The sequence below is a fragment of the Owariibacterium komagatae genome (assembly GCF_045865535.1).
GTDB lineage: Bacteria > Bacillota > Clostridia > Oscillospirales > Ruminococcaceae > Ruthenibacterium > Ruthenibacterium komagatae.
In genome coordinates, this window is sequence record NZ_AP031406.1 from 1,402,326 (window position 1) to 1,417,638 (window position 15,313).

Genomic DNA, 15,313 nt, shown 5'->3' on the forward strand with positions numbered 1-15,313 from the left:
GCCGCGGAACCCCGAAGCCGGGTTTCCGCTATCCTAAAAACGAAGGAAAGAGAGGAAATCTTCCCATGAATGTCTATCCGTTCAATGCGTTGGTGGCACGGATGAAATACATTTCCCGCTGGGGGCTGATGCGGTCTTCCCGCACAGAGACCCTCAGCGAACACACGGCGGATGCGGCCATTCTGGCGCACACGCTGTGCCTTATCGCCCAAAAGGAGTTTGGCCGGAATGTGCGGCCTGAAACCGTGGCCGTGGCCGCGTTGTACCATGACGCCAGCGAAATCATGACCGGCGACATGCCTACGCCCGTCAAGTATAAGACCGAACCGCTGCGCCGCGCCTACAAAGCGCTGGAAAAAGACGCGGCCCTTTCCATGGCGGGGCTGCTGCCCGAAGCGCTGCGCCCGGAGATGGAAGGGTATCTTACAGGGGACGTGCTGACGGACAAGGAAAAGCAGCTGCTGAAAGCCGCCGACCGCCTGTCCGCGTACATCAAGTGCATTGAGGAAGAGCGGGCCGGCAACCGGGAATTTTCCGGCGCGAAGGCGCAGCAGGAAGCCGCCATCGCCGCCATGCAGTGCCCGGAAGCCGACTATTTTCTGGCCCATATGCTGCCCTGCTACCACTGGACGCTGGACGAGTTGAGCGCGGGTGAAAAAACGCCGTGAGCCTTACTCCTGCAAGGCCCAGGCGTGTTCAATGACTTTGTCCAGATCGGTGAAATGGACCATGGAGCAGCACTCCCGCCGCAGACTGGCGGCGCCCCGCAGCCCGTGCATGTACCAGGCGGCGTGGGTGCGCGCCTGCTGCATGGCCACCCGCTCGCCCTTGTCCTCGCACATGTCGTAAATGTGCTTGCGCAGCGTGGCAAAGCGCTGGTTCAGGCTGGGCGGCGCGGGGATCTCCTGGCCCATGAGCGCGGCGCGGATCTGTCCGAACAGCCAGGGGTTGCCCATGGCCCCGCGGCCCACGGCCACACCGTCGCACTCGGTTGCGCGCAGCAGCGCCAGCGCCCCTTCGGCACTGGTCACATCGCCGTTGGCCAGCACCGGAATGCGCACCGCCGCCTTGATCTTCGCAATCTCCTCTTCGTGGATGCCGGGGTTGTACATCTCCTGCCGGGTGCGCCCGTGCACGGTCAGCATGCAGATGCCCGCATCCTCACAGCGTTTGGCTACTTCCACGCCGGTCAGCGTGTCCATGTCCCAGCCGATGCGCAGCTTGGCGGTGACCGGATACGCCCCCGCGTTTTTCACCACCGCCTGCGCCACCTGCCCGGCCAGCTGCGGATCTTTCAGCAGCGCGGACCCCGCCCCGGAACCGGTGATCTTCGGCGCGGGACAGCCCATGTTGATATCCAGAAAATCAAACGGCACGTGATATTTGCCGCCGGCGGTCATGGCCGCCGCCTCACCCATGGACTGGGGCTCGGCCCCGAACAACTGAATTCCGTACGGCGCGCTGCCGCCGCCCCCGGCCATCAGCCGCGGGCTTTTTTTGTCGCCGAAGGTCAGTGCCTTGGCGCTCACCATTTCACTGACCGTGCAGCTGGCACCGTGCTGTGCACACAGAATGCGCATGGTCGTATCCGTCACGCCCGCCATGGGGGCCAGCGCAGCGCCCGGCGCAAGGGTCAGTGTTCCCATTTGAATTGCATGTTTCAACTTTTCCATAACTTAGTTATTGTATCATATATTTCGGTTTTATGGTATAATATTTTCAAATTGCCGCACATGCGGCCCATCAACAAAACATCGGAGGTCCCACCTTGAAACTTCTTGTACTGGATGGAAACAGCATCGTGAACCGTGCCTTCTACGGCATCAAGCTCCTGACCACCAAGGACGGCCGCTACACCAACGCCCTTGTGGGCTTCATGAACATTCTTTTGAAACTGCAGGCCGAGCAGAACCCGGACGAAGTGGCCATCGCCTTTGACTTGAAGGCGCCCACCTTCCGGCACAAATTGTACGACGGCTATAAGGCCCAGCGCAAAGGCATGCCCCAGGAACTGGCCGATCAGATGCCTGTGCTGAAAGAGCTGCTGGCGGACCTGGGATATCAGATGGTCACCTGCGAAGGATACGAGGCCGACGACATTCTGGGTACGCTCAGCGCCGCTTGCGAAGCCCGGGGCGATGAGTGTGTGCTGGCCACCGGTGACCGGGACTCGCTGCAGCTGATCGGGCCGCACACCACGGTGCTGCTGGCCTCCACACAGATGGGCAAAAGCGTGACCATTCCCATGGACGAAGCCGCCGTGCAGGAAAAATACGGCGTTTCCCCCCGGCAGCTGATCGACGTGAAAAGCCTGATGGGCGACACGTCCGACAACATTCCCGGCGTGACCGGCGTGGGTGAAAAAACCGCGCTGGCTCTGATCCAGGCCTTCGGCTCTCTGGCGGGCGTGTATGAAAATCTGGATGACGCGCGCATCAAAAGAGGTGTGCGGGAAAAGCTTGTCCGGGACAAAGCTCAGGCCGAGATGAGCCTGACGCTGGCCCGCATCGACCGGGCAGCGCCTGTTCCCACCGAACCCGGCGCTTATCAGCGCACACAGCCCGACGCGGCTGCGGCCAGCGCCCTTCTGACCGGGCTGGAGATGTATTCCACGTTGGAAAAACTGCATCTGGAGGCGGCTTCCGCCCCACAGCAGACCGCTGCGCCTCTGCCCCAGACGGCCCTTCAGCCCCTGACACAGGCGCCGGAGATCGGCCGCGTCTTTCTGTATTTCCAGCAAGATGCCCCTATTATTGTATATTCCGAAAACGTTTATACTTCCAGTATAGATTCGGAAGCATTTCTGGACCTGCTGGCCAATGACCGGGTGCAGAAGGAATGCTTTGACGCCAAGGCGTTTTACCGCGCGGCTTTGCGGGCGCAGCGGCACGCCCGGGGCATTGTGTTTGACGCAAAGCTGGCGGCCTATCTTCTGAACCCGTCGGCCAGCGAATATTCCATTGCACATCTGGCGGGCGCCTATGGCGCGTCGCCCTCTTTTGCCTGCGCGGATGCCCCGGACGCCCCCTGTCTGGAGCCTTTGTGCGATGCGCTGCGAAGCGCTTGCGCCCAGCAGGGCATGGAATCGCTGCTGAACGACATGGAGCTGCCCCTTGCGGAAGTGCTGGCCGAGATGGAGCATACCGGCATTCAGGTGGACAAAGAGGGCATTGAAGCCTTCGGCCGGGAACTGCAGGCGGCGCTGACCGCCGAACTGGCCGCCATCTATGAGGAAGTGGGCTACGAGTTCAACGTAAACAGCCCCAAGCAGCTGGGCAAAGCGCTGTTTGAGGACCTGGGCCTGCCCACCCGCAAAAAGACCAAGAGCGGATACTCCACCAGCGCGGATGTGCTGGAAAGTCTGCGCCGGTATACGCCGGTCATCGACCACATTCTGCAATACCGCACCTATCAGAAGCTGAACTCCACCTATGTGGAAGGGCTTTTGAAGGTGATCGGGCCGGACGGGCGCATTCACTCCACCTTCAATCAGACGGAAACCCGCACGGGCCGCATCTCTTCCAACGAACCGAACCTGCAGAACATCCCCGTGCGCACAGAACTGGGCAGCCGGTTCCGCCGGTATTTCACTGCCTGTGAGGGCTGCACGCTGCTGGACGCGGATTACAGCCAGATCGAGCTGCGCATCATGGCCCACATTTCGGGCGATGAGCACATGCGGCAGGCCTTTGCCGACGGCGAGGACATCCACCGGGCTACGGCCGCCCGCATTTACGGCGTTTCGCCCCAGGACGTGACCCCGGCCATGCGCTCGTCGGTGAAAGCCATCAACTTCGGCATCATCTACGGAAAAGGCGCGTACAGTCTGTCCCAGGATCTGGGCATTTCCGTGAAGGAAGCCGAGGCGTTTATTCAAACCTATCTGGGTGCCTATCCCAAAGTGAAGGAATACATGGATGCCACCGTTGCCTTCGGCAAGGAACACGGTTACGTGGCCACCCTGTACGGGCGGCGCCGGGTCCTGCCGGAACTGGCGTCCAGCAATTTCAACGTGCGCGCCCAGGGTGAGCGCATGGCGCTGAACACCCCCATTCAGGGAACTGCCGCGGACGTGATCAAGCTGGCCATGGTGCGTGTGTTCCGCCGTCTGCGGGACGAGGGATTGCGCGCCCGGCTGATCCTGCAGGTACACGACGAACTGATTGTGGAGTGCCCGCTGGAAGAACAGAAACAGGCCGCCCGGATTCTGGGCGAAGAGATGCGAAAAGCGGCGGACCTCTCGGTGCCGCTGGTCGCGGATGTAAACAGCGGCGACACCTGGTACGCCGCCAAGGGATGAGCCCGCTGATCCGCCCCATGGCCCCGGGCGACGCGGCGCAGGCTGCCGCGCTGGAAGCACGGGTGCCCGATTCCTGGAGCGAGGAATCCATCCGGGAGACGCTGGCCGAAGGCCACTGCTGTGTGGCGGAAGCGGACGGCCGGCTGATGGGGCTCTGCCTGTGCGGACTGGTGCTGGACGAGGCCTCGATCTATGCGGTGACCGTGGCCGAGGACATGCGCCGCCGGGGTGTGGCCCGGGCCATGCTGCAATGGATGCTGGCGCACCTGGCCGACCAGGGCGCCAAGACCGTATTTCTGGAAGTGCGCGCCCAAAACGAACCGGCCCGGGCGCTGTACCGGGCGCTGGGGTTCACGCAGGTGGGGCTTCGGCGCGGTTTTTATCGTGACCCCGCCGATGACGCGGTGCTGATGAAAAAGGAGCTGTGAGGAAATGGAGCTTGTGTTGAAAATCGTGGGCATCGTTTTTCTGATCATGGGCGCGGTGTTCGGCGCACTGGGTCTGGTGCTTGTGTATGCTCTGCACTTTTCTCCGATGCTGCTTTTCTGCCTTCTGGGCGGTATTTTTCTGGCAGTGGGCATCGGCCTGCTGACTGCACGGAGCCGGATGCGCCGCCGCAGGGAGCAGCTTCTGGAAGAGGGGCAGCGCATCAACGCCGACATTGTGGAAATCGGCTACGATACGCGCGTCAACGTCAACGGCCGGTACCCGCTGGTCATTCGCTGCCAGGCTGTGAACCCGGAGGACGGGCACGTCTACGTATTTCAAAGCCAGCCCTTCTGGTTCGACCCCGCACCGTTTCTGGGCGAGCGGACCCAGCTTCCGGTGTATGTGGACCCGGACAACTACCGCCACTACGCCGTGGATACACAGGGCATTGTGCCCGAGAAGGGCTGAGGAAGGAAGGACAACATGAAAATCTTGGGCATTGAATCAAGCTGCGACGACACCTGTGCCGCTGTGGTGGAGGACGGACGCCGGCTTTTGTCAAACTGCATCGCCTCCAGCGCGCAGGAACAGAATCTGTACGGCGGCGTGGTGCCGGAAATTGCCAGCCGGCGGCATATTGAAAACATCTCCGGCGTGGCGCAAAGCGCGCTGGACGATGCAGGGCTTTCCATGGAAGACATCGACGCAGTGGCCGTGACCTTTGCCCCCGGGCTGATCGGTGCCGTGCTGGTGGGCGTCAACTTTGCCAAAGGACTCAGCTACGCCGCCGAAAAGCCTTTGATTCCGGTGCACCATCTGCGGGGCCATGTGGCCGCGCTGTATCTGACCCACCCGGAACTGGAGCCGCCCTTTTTGTGCCTGGTGGCCAGCGGTGGACACAGCCACATCGTCTGGGTTGAAAGCTATACCAAATTCAAGGTGCTGGGGCGCACGGTGGACGACGCCGCGGGCGAAGCCTTCGACAAAGTGGCCCGCACGCTGGGCCTGGGCTATCCCGGCGGGCCGGCGGTCAGCAAGGCTGCTCTGGGCGGAAACCCCAAGGCATACCCCCTGCCCACACCCCATGTGGAAGGCAAATACAACGTAAGTTTTTCGGGCCTGAAAACCGCGGTGCTGAACACGGTGAACCACGTGCGGATGCGGGGCGAGGAAATCAGCGTGCCCGACATGGCCGCCAGTTTCCAGCAGCGCATCACCGATATTCTTGCCGAAAAGCTTTTGCTGGCGGCCGGTGACCTGGGCGCGAAAAAAATCTGTCTGGCGGGCGGCGTAGGTTCCAACCTGGCGCTGCGCCAGAAGCTGGAAAAAGGCGCAAAGCGCCTTTCCGCCCGGCTGTATCTGCCGGAACTGAAGCTGTGCGGCGACAACGCGGCCATGGTGGCGGCCCAGGGCTATTACGAATATCTGGACGGAAACGTGGCGGACCTTTCGCTGAACGGCCTACCCACACTGAACATCGATTACCGTTAAAAAAGAGGCGGGACGCATAAGCGTCCCGCCTCTTTTCGTTTCAGCGTTTGACCAGCGCCCGGGCCAGCCGGGCAAGATACCACAGCGGCAAAAGGCCCAAGGCCCAGAACAGCAGGCGTTTTCCCCATCCGATGTCCATGGCCGCGCCGCACCAGAGCAGCAAAACGCCGGTGCCGCCCAGCAGCAAACGCAGAAATGCCCCCAGAAGAACGCGCACCGCCCGGGGCACCTTGCGCGAGGTGACCCCCGCCGCCGACCCCTCCACCAGAAGGGAAAGAATGATTTCTACCAGCACTTCCATGGCGACCCCTCCCGACACATTTTCTACAGTTTAACAGGGCTGTATACTTTTTTCAACCGCGACGTGGATTTTTGCCCGGCGCCGTGTTATGATGGAAACGTTCCTGTTTGGGACCCTTTGACAAAACCGGCGGAGGTTGGTATGAGCTCTGTGCAAAACAAATTCTGGCGCTACGTACTTCCCAGCATGGCGTCTCAGATGCTGACTGGATTTTTTATTATTGTGGATGGATTTTTCATCGGCCAGCGCATGGGCGACACCGGCCTGGCCGCCATCAATCTGCTGTGGCCCATCGCGGCGGTGATCCAGGCTTCCGGGCTGGGGCTCGGTTCGGGCGGAAGCGTGCTGCTGGCCTCGGCCCTGGGCGCAAAAGACGAGGCCCGTGCTCTGCGCGCCCGCGGCAACGCACTGCTGTGTCTGGGCATTGCCAGTCTGGTTTTGACGGTGGTTCTCTGGTTTACCTATCCGGCGCTGCTGGTCTGGCTGGGTGCCCGGGACCAGCTGTACGCCCCTGCCGAAGAATATGTGCAGGTCGTGGTTTTATGCTGCGCCGCACAGGTGTTCAACAGCGGCCTGAACCCGCTTTTGCGGGGTGCGGGCCGCACGATCAGCGCCATGGCAGGTATGGTGATGGGGCTGCTGTGCAATATTTTTCTGGACTGGCTGTTCATCATGCCGCTGGACATGGGCATGCGCGGCGCGGCCATGGCCACGGTGCTGGCCCAGTTCCTCAGCGCCGTATTTCAGCTGGTTTGCCTGGTCTTTCAAAAGCAGCACCCCATGCGTGCCGCGCAGTTTGTGCCCAGCCTGCCGCTGCTGCGCCGGCTGGTGGTAACGGGGCTTTCCCCCTTCGGGCTGTCGCTGTCCGCCAGCATTCTGATTTTGTTCAACAACTGGCAGTGCCTGCGGTGGGGCGGGCAGAGCGCCGTAGCCACCTATGCCATTCTCAGCTATCTGCTGGGCAGCCTTCAGCCCCTGCTCACCGGCATCGGCGAGGGCATGCAGCCGCTGTGCAGCTATTGCCGCGGCGCGGGCGATGAAGCGGGCCTGCACCGGCTTCTGGTGCGTGGTCTGCGTCTGATTTTGCTGTTCAGCACCGCGCTGTGCGCCGGTTCGATTGTTCTGCGGGGGCAGATCCCCGCGCTGTTCGGCGCTTCGGCCGCCACGGCCGCCGGGTCTGAATTCGCCATTGTGTGTGCAGCGCTGTCCCTGCCTTTGTGGGGCGTGGTCCGCCTGTTTTCCTCTTATTTTTACGCCACCCACCAGACGCGGCGCAGCCTGATCTTTATTTTTGGCGACCCACTGGTGGTCAGCCCCCTGTGCCTGTATGTTCTGCCGCTGTTTGCACAGCTGAACGGCGTGTGGCTGGCCGCGCCCGCCGCGCAGGCCATCCTCGTTCTTCTGCTGGGCTGGATGCTTTGGAGAAACCGAACGTTTGCAAACTGAAAAAGCGCACCCCGAAGGGTGCGCTTTTTGTTTTACAGATAGTCAAACACGCTGACCGGCGTGCCGTTGAGGTTGGCTTCAAAATGCAGGTGATTGCCGGTGGAACGCCCCGTGCTGCCCACGTAACCGATCAGCTGGCCCTGTTCTACCACAACGCCGTCCCCGATGCCATCCGCCCGGGCCGACATGTGGGCGTAAATGGTCACCAGCCCGCCGCCGTGGCTGATTTTTACACAGGTGCCATAGCTGGAATCCGCGTGAGTGGACACCACGCCGCCAGCCGCCGCGTAAATGCGCGTTCCCTTGGGAGCCGGAATATCCGTTCCCCGGTGAAAACTCTGCTGGCCGGTAATGGGGTCCGTGCGCCAGCCCATGGGGGAATTCTGCGTATAGCCCGGCAGCGGCCAGACAAAGGCGCCGCCGGTGAAATCCACCCCGGGGTTATCGTCCTGGGCCGCCCACTCGGCATAGCGGCGCTCGGCCTCTTCGATTTCTTTCTCCTTTTCAGCGCTGGCTTTTTCGTAAGATTCTTTTTCCGCCTGCGCCTGGGTCATCTGCGAATCCGCCTGCTGCAGCGCTTGGGCATACTCCTGTTCCAGACGCTTCAGCTCCTCCTGCGAGGCGTTCAGCTGATCCATCTGCTGCTGTTCCTGCGCTGCCTGCTGCTCCAGCGTTTGCTCCTGCGCGCGCAGATTCTCCATGATCTGCGTATCGCTGACCGCGATGCTCTGCAGGTTTTCGGAAAAGCGCAGCATCTCGGAAAAGCTGTCCAGCCCCAGCAGCACACTGAGGCTGCTTTGACGGCTCATCTCGTAAATGCTCACCATCCGGTCCTCAAATCTCTGCCGGCTGGCATCCAGCTGGGTCACGGTTTGAGCGATCTGCGCCTGTGTCTGCTCGATCTGGGCCTGCTGGGTGTCAATCTGCAGCTTCATGGCCTCGATCTGTGCGCCGATGTTGTTCTTTTTCTGGGTATACAGTTCCTTCTGCTGCCCCGCCTGTTCAATGTCGTCCTGCGCGTCCTCAATGCTCTGCTCGATCTGCTGCTGTTCTTTGCGCAGACGCTCCAGTTCCTCAGCGGGCGTCTCTGCTGCGGCCGCGCCCATAGCCGGCACCAAGGCCAGCGCAAGAACCAGGGCCGCACATCGTTTTTTCCACACCAAATCCATCTCTCCCTGCCGCAAAAGCAGTGTTGTGTTACCAGAATAGCACACAGCGCGCAGCCCGTAAACCGTTCCCGCTCATTTTTTACATGTGTATCTGTTTTGTCTCACGCCGTCGGTTCCAAAGTCGCCTGCTCTTTTTGCTGCGGAGCGGATGCCTGCAGATAGGCCATGGGGTCTTGCAGAACACCGTCTTTTTCCATCTCAATATGCACATGGTTGCCGGTGGAATTGCCGGTGCTGCCCACATAGCCGATCACCTGGCCCGCGGCAACGGTATCGCCCTCTTCCACGGTCACGCTGCTGCAATGGGAATACAGGCTCGTCATCCCGCTGCCATGGTCCAATTGCACGTACAGCCCCATGGACCATTCCTGGTCCCTCTGGCCCACTTCGTTCTTCGCCGCCGTCACAACGCCTGCTGCCGGCGCGTAAATGGGCGTTCCCTCGTCCGCCGCAATGTCCACGCCCCGGTGGCTGCTTTCCGCAAAGGAGCGGCTCAGCGTATATTCTCCGCCCACCGGCCAGACCCAGCCGGTCTCTTCCGCGGTCAGAACCGGAGTGGATCCGGCAGAGGAGGCGGTGCTGTCCGGCGCGGAAGCGGATGCGCTTTCCGCCTGCGATGCGCTTTGCGGCTGCGATGTGCTCTGTGCCACAGAAGTGGAAGCCGTGCTCTGCGAAGAAGCCGCTTCCCTGGCGCTGCACGACACCAGCGCACTGGCCGCCGCCACTGCTATGCACAGTGCTGCCAGTACCGGAACGAACGTTTTCTTTTTGGTTTTGTCAAACATTGCTGTCACCCTTTCTTTCATGGTTCCCGGCGCGCCTGAAAATCCCGCCGCCAAGGCCAGCGCGCCGCGGCCGCGGCGCAGCGTTTCCAAAATGGCCATGCCGTATGCCTGCCGGTACGCGGTGGACCGATTGCGCAGCACCTGCGCGTCACAGGCCAGCTCCAGATTGCGGTTGGCCGCCCGGGCCATGAGCCACACCAGCGGATTGAACCACTGCATACCGCAGGCGATCATCAAAAGGAATTTGAACCACAGATCACCCCGTTTCAGATGGCGGATCTCATGGGCCATCACATAGGGCAGCGTTTGGTCCGGCTGGCACCCGGGCAGATACACCGCGGGGCGCACAAGACCCGCCGCCATCGGCGAAAACAGTTCCTCCGCCCGATAGACACGGACAGGCCGCCCGGCCTCGGCCCGGGCCATCGCCTGCAGGCTGTCCTCTGCCGGAACGCGCCGGCTGCGCAGGCGCGCGGTGTACACCCCGTAAGCACCCAGCCGAAGCCCCAGTGTGCAAACCGCCCCCAGCGCCCACACATAAGGCAGCAGACCCCACACAGCGGACAAATCCAGAGAAACCGCCTGCTGTTCCGTCTTCTGCTGCGGCTGCGCGGTCCGGGGCACGGGTTGGGCCGTCTCCGCGTCCGCCGCCACGGTGATGGCCGCGGGCATTTCCACCTGCACAGGCGCCGCGGGAAGGCTCACATCCACCGGAAAGGCCAGCCGCAGTGCCAGCACCAGAAACGCCAGGTGGAAAAAGTGGGGAGAAATATGCCTGCCCGCCCAGCGGCGCAGCAGCAAAAGCCCCACGATCAGGCCGCCGGTCCAGGGAACAAGTGCCAGACTGGTGTAAAACAAATCACGCATCATGGGTTTTCCCTGCCTTTCGGATCAGCTCTTCCAGCTCGCTTAAATCCTCTCCGGACAGAGTTTCTTCCTCTACCAGCGCCGCGATCATACTCTTGACCGAGTTTTGATAATAGCGGCTGAGCAGGCCCTTTGTCTCCTGTCTGCGGTACTCTGCTTCGCTCACCAGCGCCTGATACAGCGTAAACCGCCCCTGCCGGGTGAGCTCTACAAATCCCTTGTCCGTCAGGCGGCCCAAAAGGACTTTCAGCGTACTCAGCGTCCAGTCATGAGTCTGGCTCACATCCTGCCAGATGCGGGCCGTGCGCACCGGGCTGTGGTACTTCCACAGCACCAGCATTACATCCCGCTCGGCATCCGGCAAACGTTCCAGTTTCTGTTCCATCCTGTCCCCTCCATTCATCTACATTTGTCGTTGAATCCACTTTACGCCTTTCGTTTACATTTGTCAATGAAAAAATTGTGAACAAAAAAAGAGGCCGAAGCCTCTTTTATCGAACACCGGTCAGATCCTTGATGACCTCACCGGCTAAAATCATACCTGCAACCCCCGGCACAAAGCTGACGCTGCCCGGGGCCGGGCGGCCTGCCGTGCCTTTGCTCTCGCCGCCGGCCATGGGCGTGCGGGCAGGCTCGGTGCTGTACACCACCTTCAGGCTGTGCACGTCCCGCTTGCGCAATTCGTGCCGCATGACCCGGGCCAGCGGGTCGCCGCTGGTCTTAAACAGGTCAGTCACCTGAAAACGGGTGGGGTCCAGTTTATTGCCGCAGCCCATGGCGCTGATGATGGGAACGCCCGCCGCTTTGGCCCGGCAGATCAGCTCCAGTTTGGCGCTGACTGTATCAATGGCATCCACAATGTAATCGTACTCCGTCAGGGGATACTCCCCTGCATTTTCCGGCAGATAAAACACCGCGTTGGCCGTGACGCACGTCTGGGGGCGAATGGCGTGAATGCGCTTTGCCATCACATCCACCTTTTTCTGTCCCAGGGCATCCACCGTTGCCGCCAGCTGCCGGTTCAAATTGGTGACGTTCACCTCGTCGCTGTCAAACAGCGTGATATGCCCCACGCCGCCCCGGGCCAGGGCTTCCACGGCGTGGCCGCCCACGCCGCCCACGCCGAACACGGCCACATGGCAGGCCGCCAGCTTTTCCACGGCCGGCCAACCCAGCAGCAGGGCGCTGCGCGCCGACATTTCTTCCATATTGCTCTCCCGCCTTTCGGGTTTATTGTACCCCGGAAGAGCGTGTTGCGTCAATTCTGCGTTTTCGAACCGTGCGAAAAAGCACAGCGCCCACCGCCGCCGCGGCCAAAATCCATTTGACTGCATCGGAAACCTGTGCCAGCGCGCCGGTGATGACCGGCCAGTTTTCACCGGCCAGAGCGCCAAGGCCCACCAGAAGAAGGTTCCAGGCAGTGCTGCCTGCCGTGGTCAACACAAGGAACGGCACAAAGCGCATCCCCGCCATACCCGCCGGAATGGAAATCAGGCTGCGCAAAATGGGGATGCAACGGCAGTACAGCACACTGGGCCAGCCGTGGGCGGAAAACCAGTCCGCCGCTTTCTGCACATCTTCCTGTTCCAGCTTCAGACGGCGGCCCGCCGGGCCGGACAGCAGCGCGTTCAGACGGGCCGGGGAAAGCGCGCGGCCCAGCCCGTACAGGATCACCGCGCCGGCCACGCTTCCCCCGGTAGCCGCTGCGATCACGGCAGGCACCGTCAATGCCGTGCAGCTGGTGAGAAAGCCCGCAAACGTCAAAATCACTTCGCTGGGAATGGGCGGGAACAGGTTTTCCACCGCAATCAGAAAAAACACGCCCCATGCACCGAAATGTCCCAATACATCCAACACCATCTGCTGCACAGCCATCCCTCCTCGCCCATGTTTATGCGGCGAAAGGCCAGCTGATGCCAAAAAGGCCCGCACACCGTCCCCGGTGCGCGGGCCCTGTCTCATTTTTTAGGAAAGCCGCCCGGAATGGACAGCATGTCCACCGGGATATCGAACACATACCGCTCGTAGGCGTTGATGACCGTAGTGGCCCCCCGCTGTGTCCGGCGGGGAATGTCCTGCCCGTAATTCATGTGCACATGGCCGTGCACAAAAAACGCGGGCTGATAACGGTCCATCAAATCGTTGAATGTTTGGAAGCCGCGATGGGCCATGTCCGTTCCGTCGTTGATGCCCTGGGCGGGCGCATGGGTCAGCAAAATGTCAAACCCTTTGTTGCGCCACAAAGCGTATTTCATGCGTGCGGCGCGCAGGCACATCTCACGCTCGGAATACTGAAAATGCCCGGGCCGATAGCGCATGGAGCCGCCCAGGCCCAAAATCCGCAGGCCGCAATAGTTGTAGATCTTGTCTTCCACACAGATGCAGCTGCAGGAATCGGGCGGATTCTTTTTGTATGGCTCGTCGTGATTCCCATGGACGTACAGAATGGGGGCGTGGCTGAACGTGGCGAGAAAATCCAGATACTGCGCTTTCAGGTCACCGCAGGACAGGATCAGATCGATGTCCTTCAGTTTCTCCGGCTGAAAAAAGTCCCAGAGATACTTGGACTCCTCATCCGCAATGGCCAGAACCTTCATTTTTCCCCCTCCCCTTCTTTGGTCACGCCCTGCAGGCAGACCATGGGCTTTGCCGCATCGATCAGCTGGTCGAACTCGGGGATCTGTCCCACCACGTTGTCCACCAGCCAATCCATGCCGATGATTTCTTCCGGCTCAAAGCGGTCGCCCTCTTTCAGGCGCACCGTACCGCTTTGGTCCACGATCACACCGGCAAACGGTTCGAATTCACTGGAGCTGATGGCCTTGCGCAGCAGTTCCACCAGCCGGGTCGTGCCCTCCGGCAGGCTGCGGGAGACGATCACTTCCACCACACCGGCAGACATGCCCCACCAGTAATTGATGGCGTGTGTGCCGGACTGGTCGCCGTCCTCTTTCCAGCGCCCGTCAAAAATGCTCTGGATGATTTTGATGTAAAACTCGCCCCAATGCCAGAAGGGCATGGCCAGATACTGCTCCTGCCCGTCTTCGGCGATGCGGTACAATCCGAACTCCCGGGGCGCATCGCTGTCCGGAGCGCGCAGGTCGATGTTCGAAATCACATGCACGCCTTTTTCCCGGAAAGAGGCGTCCACATCACAATCCTTTACGGCGGTCCATTCCAGATACACCTTTGCCCGGGGATTGGTCATTTTCGCGCCCAGTGCAAAAGCGTTGATGCCCGCCGTCATCCCATAGGTGGGATAGGTGGCCACATAGCCGATTTTGTTGTCGTCCGCGATGGCGCCCGCAATGGCTCCCAAAAGGAACTTGGCCTCATGGATGCGGCCGTAATAGGTGCGCACATCCGGGTGAGTCATGTTCAGCGAGCAGTTCAAGAACTTCACCTGCGGATACTTGACTGCCGCTTTCAGGCAGTCTGCCATCAGTTTGGGCGTGGTGGTGAACACTACGTCGCAGCCGGCCTTCACCGCCTCTTCCAGTTTCTGCTGGGCATCTTCGCCCACACACACATCGTTGAAGGTCAGCGTCTTGACCCGGTCGCCGAAGGTCTCCTCCAGCTGGCTGCGCCCAAACTCGTGGGAATAAGTCCACGCGGACGTTGCCGGTGTGCGCTCGTTCAAAAACGCCACCTTCAAATGCGACGGTCCCATGGGCAGGATCTTGTTGAACAGGCTGCGGGACTGCTCGGGCGTGGGCGACATGGACAGCTCCACGGCATCCTGCTCGGTCAGGACCAGCACTTCCTTCCAGATGCGGGACAGATCTTCACTCATCTTCTGAGTGGTTTTCTCCTTGACCGCGTCGTAACCGTACACGTTGATATATGCCAGCAGCGCGTCGCTGGAAGTGATGGGCAGCTTCTCGCCGCCGGCCGCCTGGAATGCCGGCGCAAACCGCAGATACACCGAGGCCAGTTCCTTGCGTTCGGCCTCCGTCCAGCGGCGGTCCGTGGGGCCGGTGGCCTCCAGAAGGCGGGTGAAGCCGCCCTCTTCCGTAAACCAGAAATAGTTCAGCTGGGTATGGTCGTAAAAGTTGATAAATTCATAATAAATCCGGTTTTCCTTGCTGTCCGTGGGAACGGGCACAATCCGCGTGACGTTGGCCCAGATGCTGGTGGCACCCAGGTATTTCAGAACACTGACGCGCTTGTTGCCCTCCTGCACATAGAACCGGTTCATGAACTCATACACCTTGATGGGGTCGCGGATGCCCTCGTTCATCTGAATGCCATACAGATTCATCCACTTGAAGGCAAACTCGCTGTCGTCCTTCAGCAGCGGCATAAAGGAGCGGGAAAACGCCGCCCGGCGGCCCTTCGCCTTGGTGCCCACAATGCGGTCGGCCGGAATTTCCACCACGCCGATGGGCTGCTCATATTCCACGTCCACCTGCTTGAGCAGATCGTCCAGCACCTGCAGATAGGGATAGATGCCCTTGCTGACACATTCACGATAATTTCGCTGGCCCTGTCGCATGGCTTTGCGATAATCTTCTACATAGTACAA

Annotated in this window: 15 protein-coding genes; 6 read left to right on the forward strand and 9 right to left on the reverse strand. The window is 60.9% G+C overall.

Going from position 1 to position 15,313, the window contains the following annotated elements; all coding sequences use genetic code 11:
- The first annotated feature begins 65 nt into the window (after positions 1-65).
- On the forward strand, positions 66-668 hold the full coding sequence (yfbR, locus tag ACKTS9_RS07000) for a 5'-deoxynucleotidase (RefSeq protein ID WP_349215104.1): 603 nt from the start codon (positions 66-68) through the stop codon (positions 666-668).
- 3 nt (positions 669-671) lie between these two features.
- On the opposite strand, the gene dusB is transcribed toward yfbR, so the two are convergent.
- The gene (gene dusB, locus ACKTS9_RS07005; RefSeq protein ID WP_349215103.1) at positions 672-1,673 is read right to left on the reverse strand and encodes a tRNA dihydrouridine synthase DusB; all 1,002 of its coding nucleotides are present in this window, start codon (positions 1,671-1,673) and stop codon (positions 672-674) included.
- A 95-nt stretch (positions 1,674-1,768) separates the two neighbouring features.
- Here dusB and polA point away from each other — a divergent pair, with 95 nt between their 5' ends.
- The 4 genes from polA to tsaD are packed head-to-tail and all read left to right on the forward strand — an operon-like array spanning position 1,769 to position 6,220.
- A complete protein-coding gene (polA, locus tag ACKTS9_RS07010; RefSeq protein ID WP_349215102.1) occupies positions 1,769-4,300 on the forward strand; it encodes a DNA polymerase I in 2,532 nt (843 codons plus the stop codon).
- A complete protein-coding gene (rimI, locus tag ACKTS9_RS07015) occupies positions 4,297-4,728 on the forward strand; it encodes a ribosomal protein S18-alanine N-acetyltransferase (RefSeq protein WP_349215101.1) in 432 nt (143 codons plus the stop codon). Before polA ends, rimI begins: the two co-directional genes overlap by 4 nt.
- 4 nt (positions 4,729-4,732) lie before the next feature.
- Positions 4,733-5,197 (forward strand): hypothetical protein, encoded by a 465-nt coding sequence (locus ACKTS9_RS07020; protein WP_349215100.1) that lies wholly within the window; start codon positions 4,733-4,735, stop codon positions 5,195-5,197.
- 15 nt (positions 5,198-5,212) lie between these two features.
- Positions 5,213-6,220: a tRNA (adenosine(37)-N6)-threonylcarbamoyltransferase complex transferase subunit TsaD gene (gene tsaD / locus ACKTS9_RS07025; RefSeq protein WP_349215099.1), complete on the forward strand. Its 1,008-nt coding sequence runs from the start codon at positions 5,213-5,215 to the stop codon at positions 6,218-6,220.
- Positions 6,221-6,260: 40 nt separating this feature from the next.
- On the opposite strand, the gene ACKTS9_RS07030 is transcribed toward tsaD, so the two are convergent.
- On the reverse strand, positions 6,261-6,521 hold the full coding sequence (locus tag ACKTS9_RS07030; RefSeq protein ID WP_407879819.1) for a hypothetical protein: 261 nt from the start codon (positions 6,519-6,521) through the stop codon (positions 6,261-6,263).
- A gap of 141 nt (positions 6,522-6,662) precedes the next feature.
- Between ACKTS9_RS07030 and ACKTS9_RS07035 the strand changes: the two genes are divergently transcribed.
- Positions 6,663-7,967, forward strand: coding sequence for an MATE family efflux transporter (locus tag ACKTS9_RS07035; RefSeq protein WP_407879821.1), 1,305 nt, complete (start codon positions 6,663-6,665; stop codon positions 7,965-7,967).
- Between the two features lie 32 nt (positions 7,968-7,999).
- Here ACKTS9_RS07035 and ACKTS9_RS07040 read toward each other — a convergent pair whose 3' ends face one another.
- From ACKTS9_RS07040 to ACKTS9_RS07070, 7 genes are all read right to left on the reverse strand, one after another.
- The gene (locus ACKTS9_RS07040) at positions 8,000-9,127 is read right to left on the reverse strand and encodes a murein hydrolase activator EnvC family protein (RefSeq protein ID WP_407882087.1); all 1,128 of its coding nucleotides are present in this window, start codon (positions 9,125-9,127) and stop codon (positions 8,000-8,002) included.
- A gap of 110 nt (positions 9,128-9,237) precedes the next feature.
- A complete protein-coding gene (locus tag ACKTS9_RS07045) occupies positions 9,238-10,791 on the reverse strand; it encodes a M56 family metallopeptidase (RefSeq protein WP_407879823.1) in 1,554 nt (517 codons plus the stop codon).
- Positions 10,781-11,173: a BlaI/MecI/CopY family transcriptional regulator gene (locus ACKTS9_RS07050; RefSeq protein WP_349214504.1), complete on the reverse strand. Its 393-nt coding sequence runs from the start codon at positions 11,171-11,173 to the stop codon at positions 10,781-10,783. Before ACKTS9_RS07050 ends, ACKTS9_RS07045 begins: the two co-directional genes overlap by 11 nt.
- 106 nt (positions 11,174-11,279) lie before the next feature.
- Positions 11,280-11,996, reverse strand: a complete 717-nt coding sequence (locus tag ACKTS9_RS07055; RefSeq protein ID WP_349214503.1) for a tRNA threonylcarbamoyladenosine dehydratase — start codon at positions 11,994-11,996, stop codon at positions 11,280-11,282.
- A 22-nt stretch (positions 11,997-12,018) separates the two neighbouring features.
- Complete coding sequence (locus ACKTS9_RS07060; RefSeq protein WP_407882089.1) at positions 12,019-12,648, reverse strand: DedA family protein; 630 nt, start codon at positions 12,646-12,648, stop codon at positions 12,019-12,021.
- 98 nt (positions 12,649-12,746) lie between these two features.
- Positions 12,747-13,385 carry a metallophosphoesterase family protein gene (locus ACKTS9_RS07065; protein WP_349214500.1) on the reverse strand — a complete coding sequence of 213 codons (639 nt, stop codon included), beginning with the start codon at positions 13,383-13,385 and terminating at the stop codon, positions 12,747-12,749.
- On the reverse strand, positions 13,382-15,313 hold the full coding sequence (locus tag ACKTS9_RS07070; RefSeq protein ID WP_407879827.1) for a BMP family ABC transporter substrate-binding protein: 1,932 nt from the start codon (positions 15,311-15,313) through the stop codon (positions 13,382-13,384). Before ACKTS9_RS07070 ends, ACKTS9_RS07065 begins: the two co-directional genes overlap by 4 nt.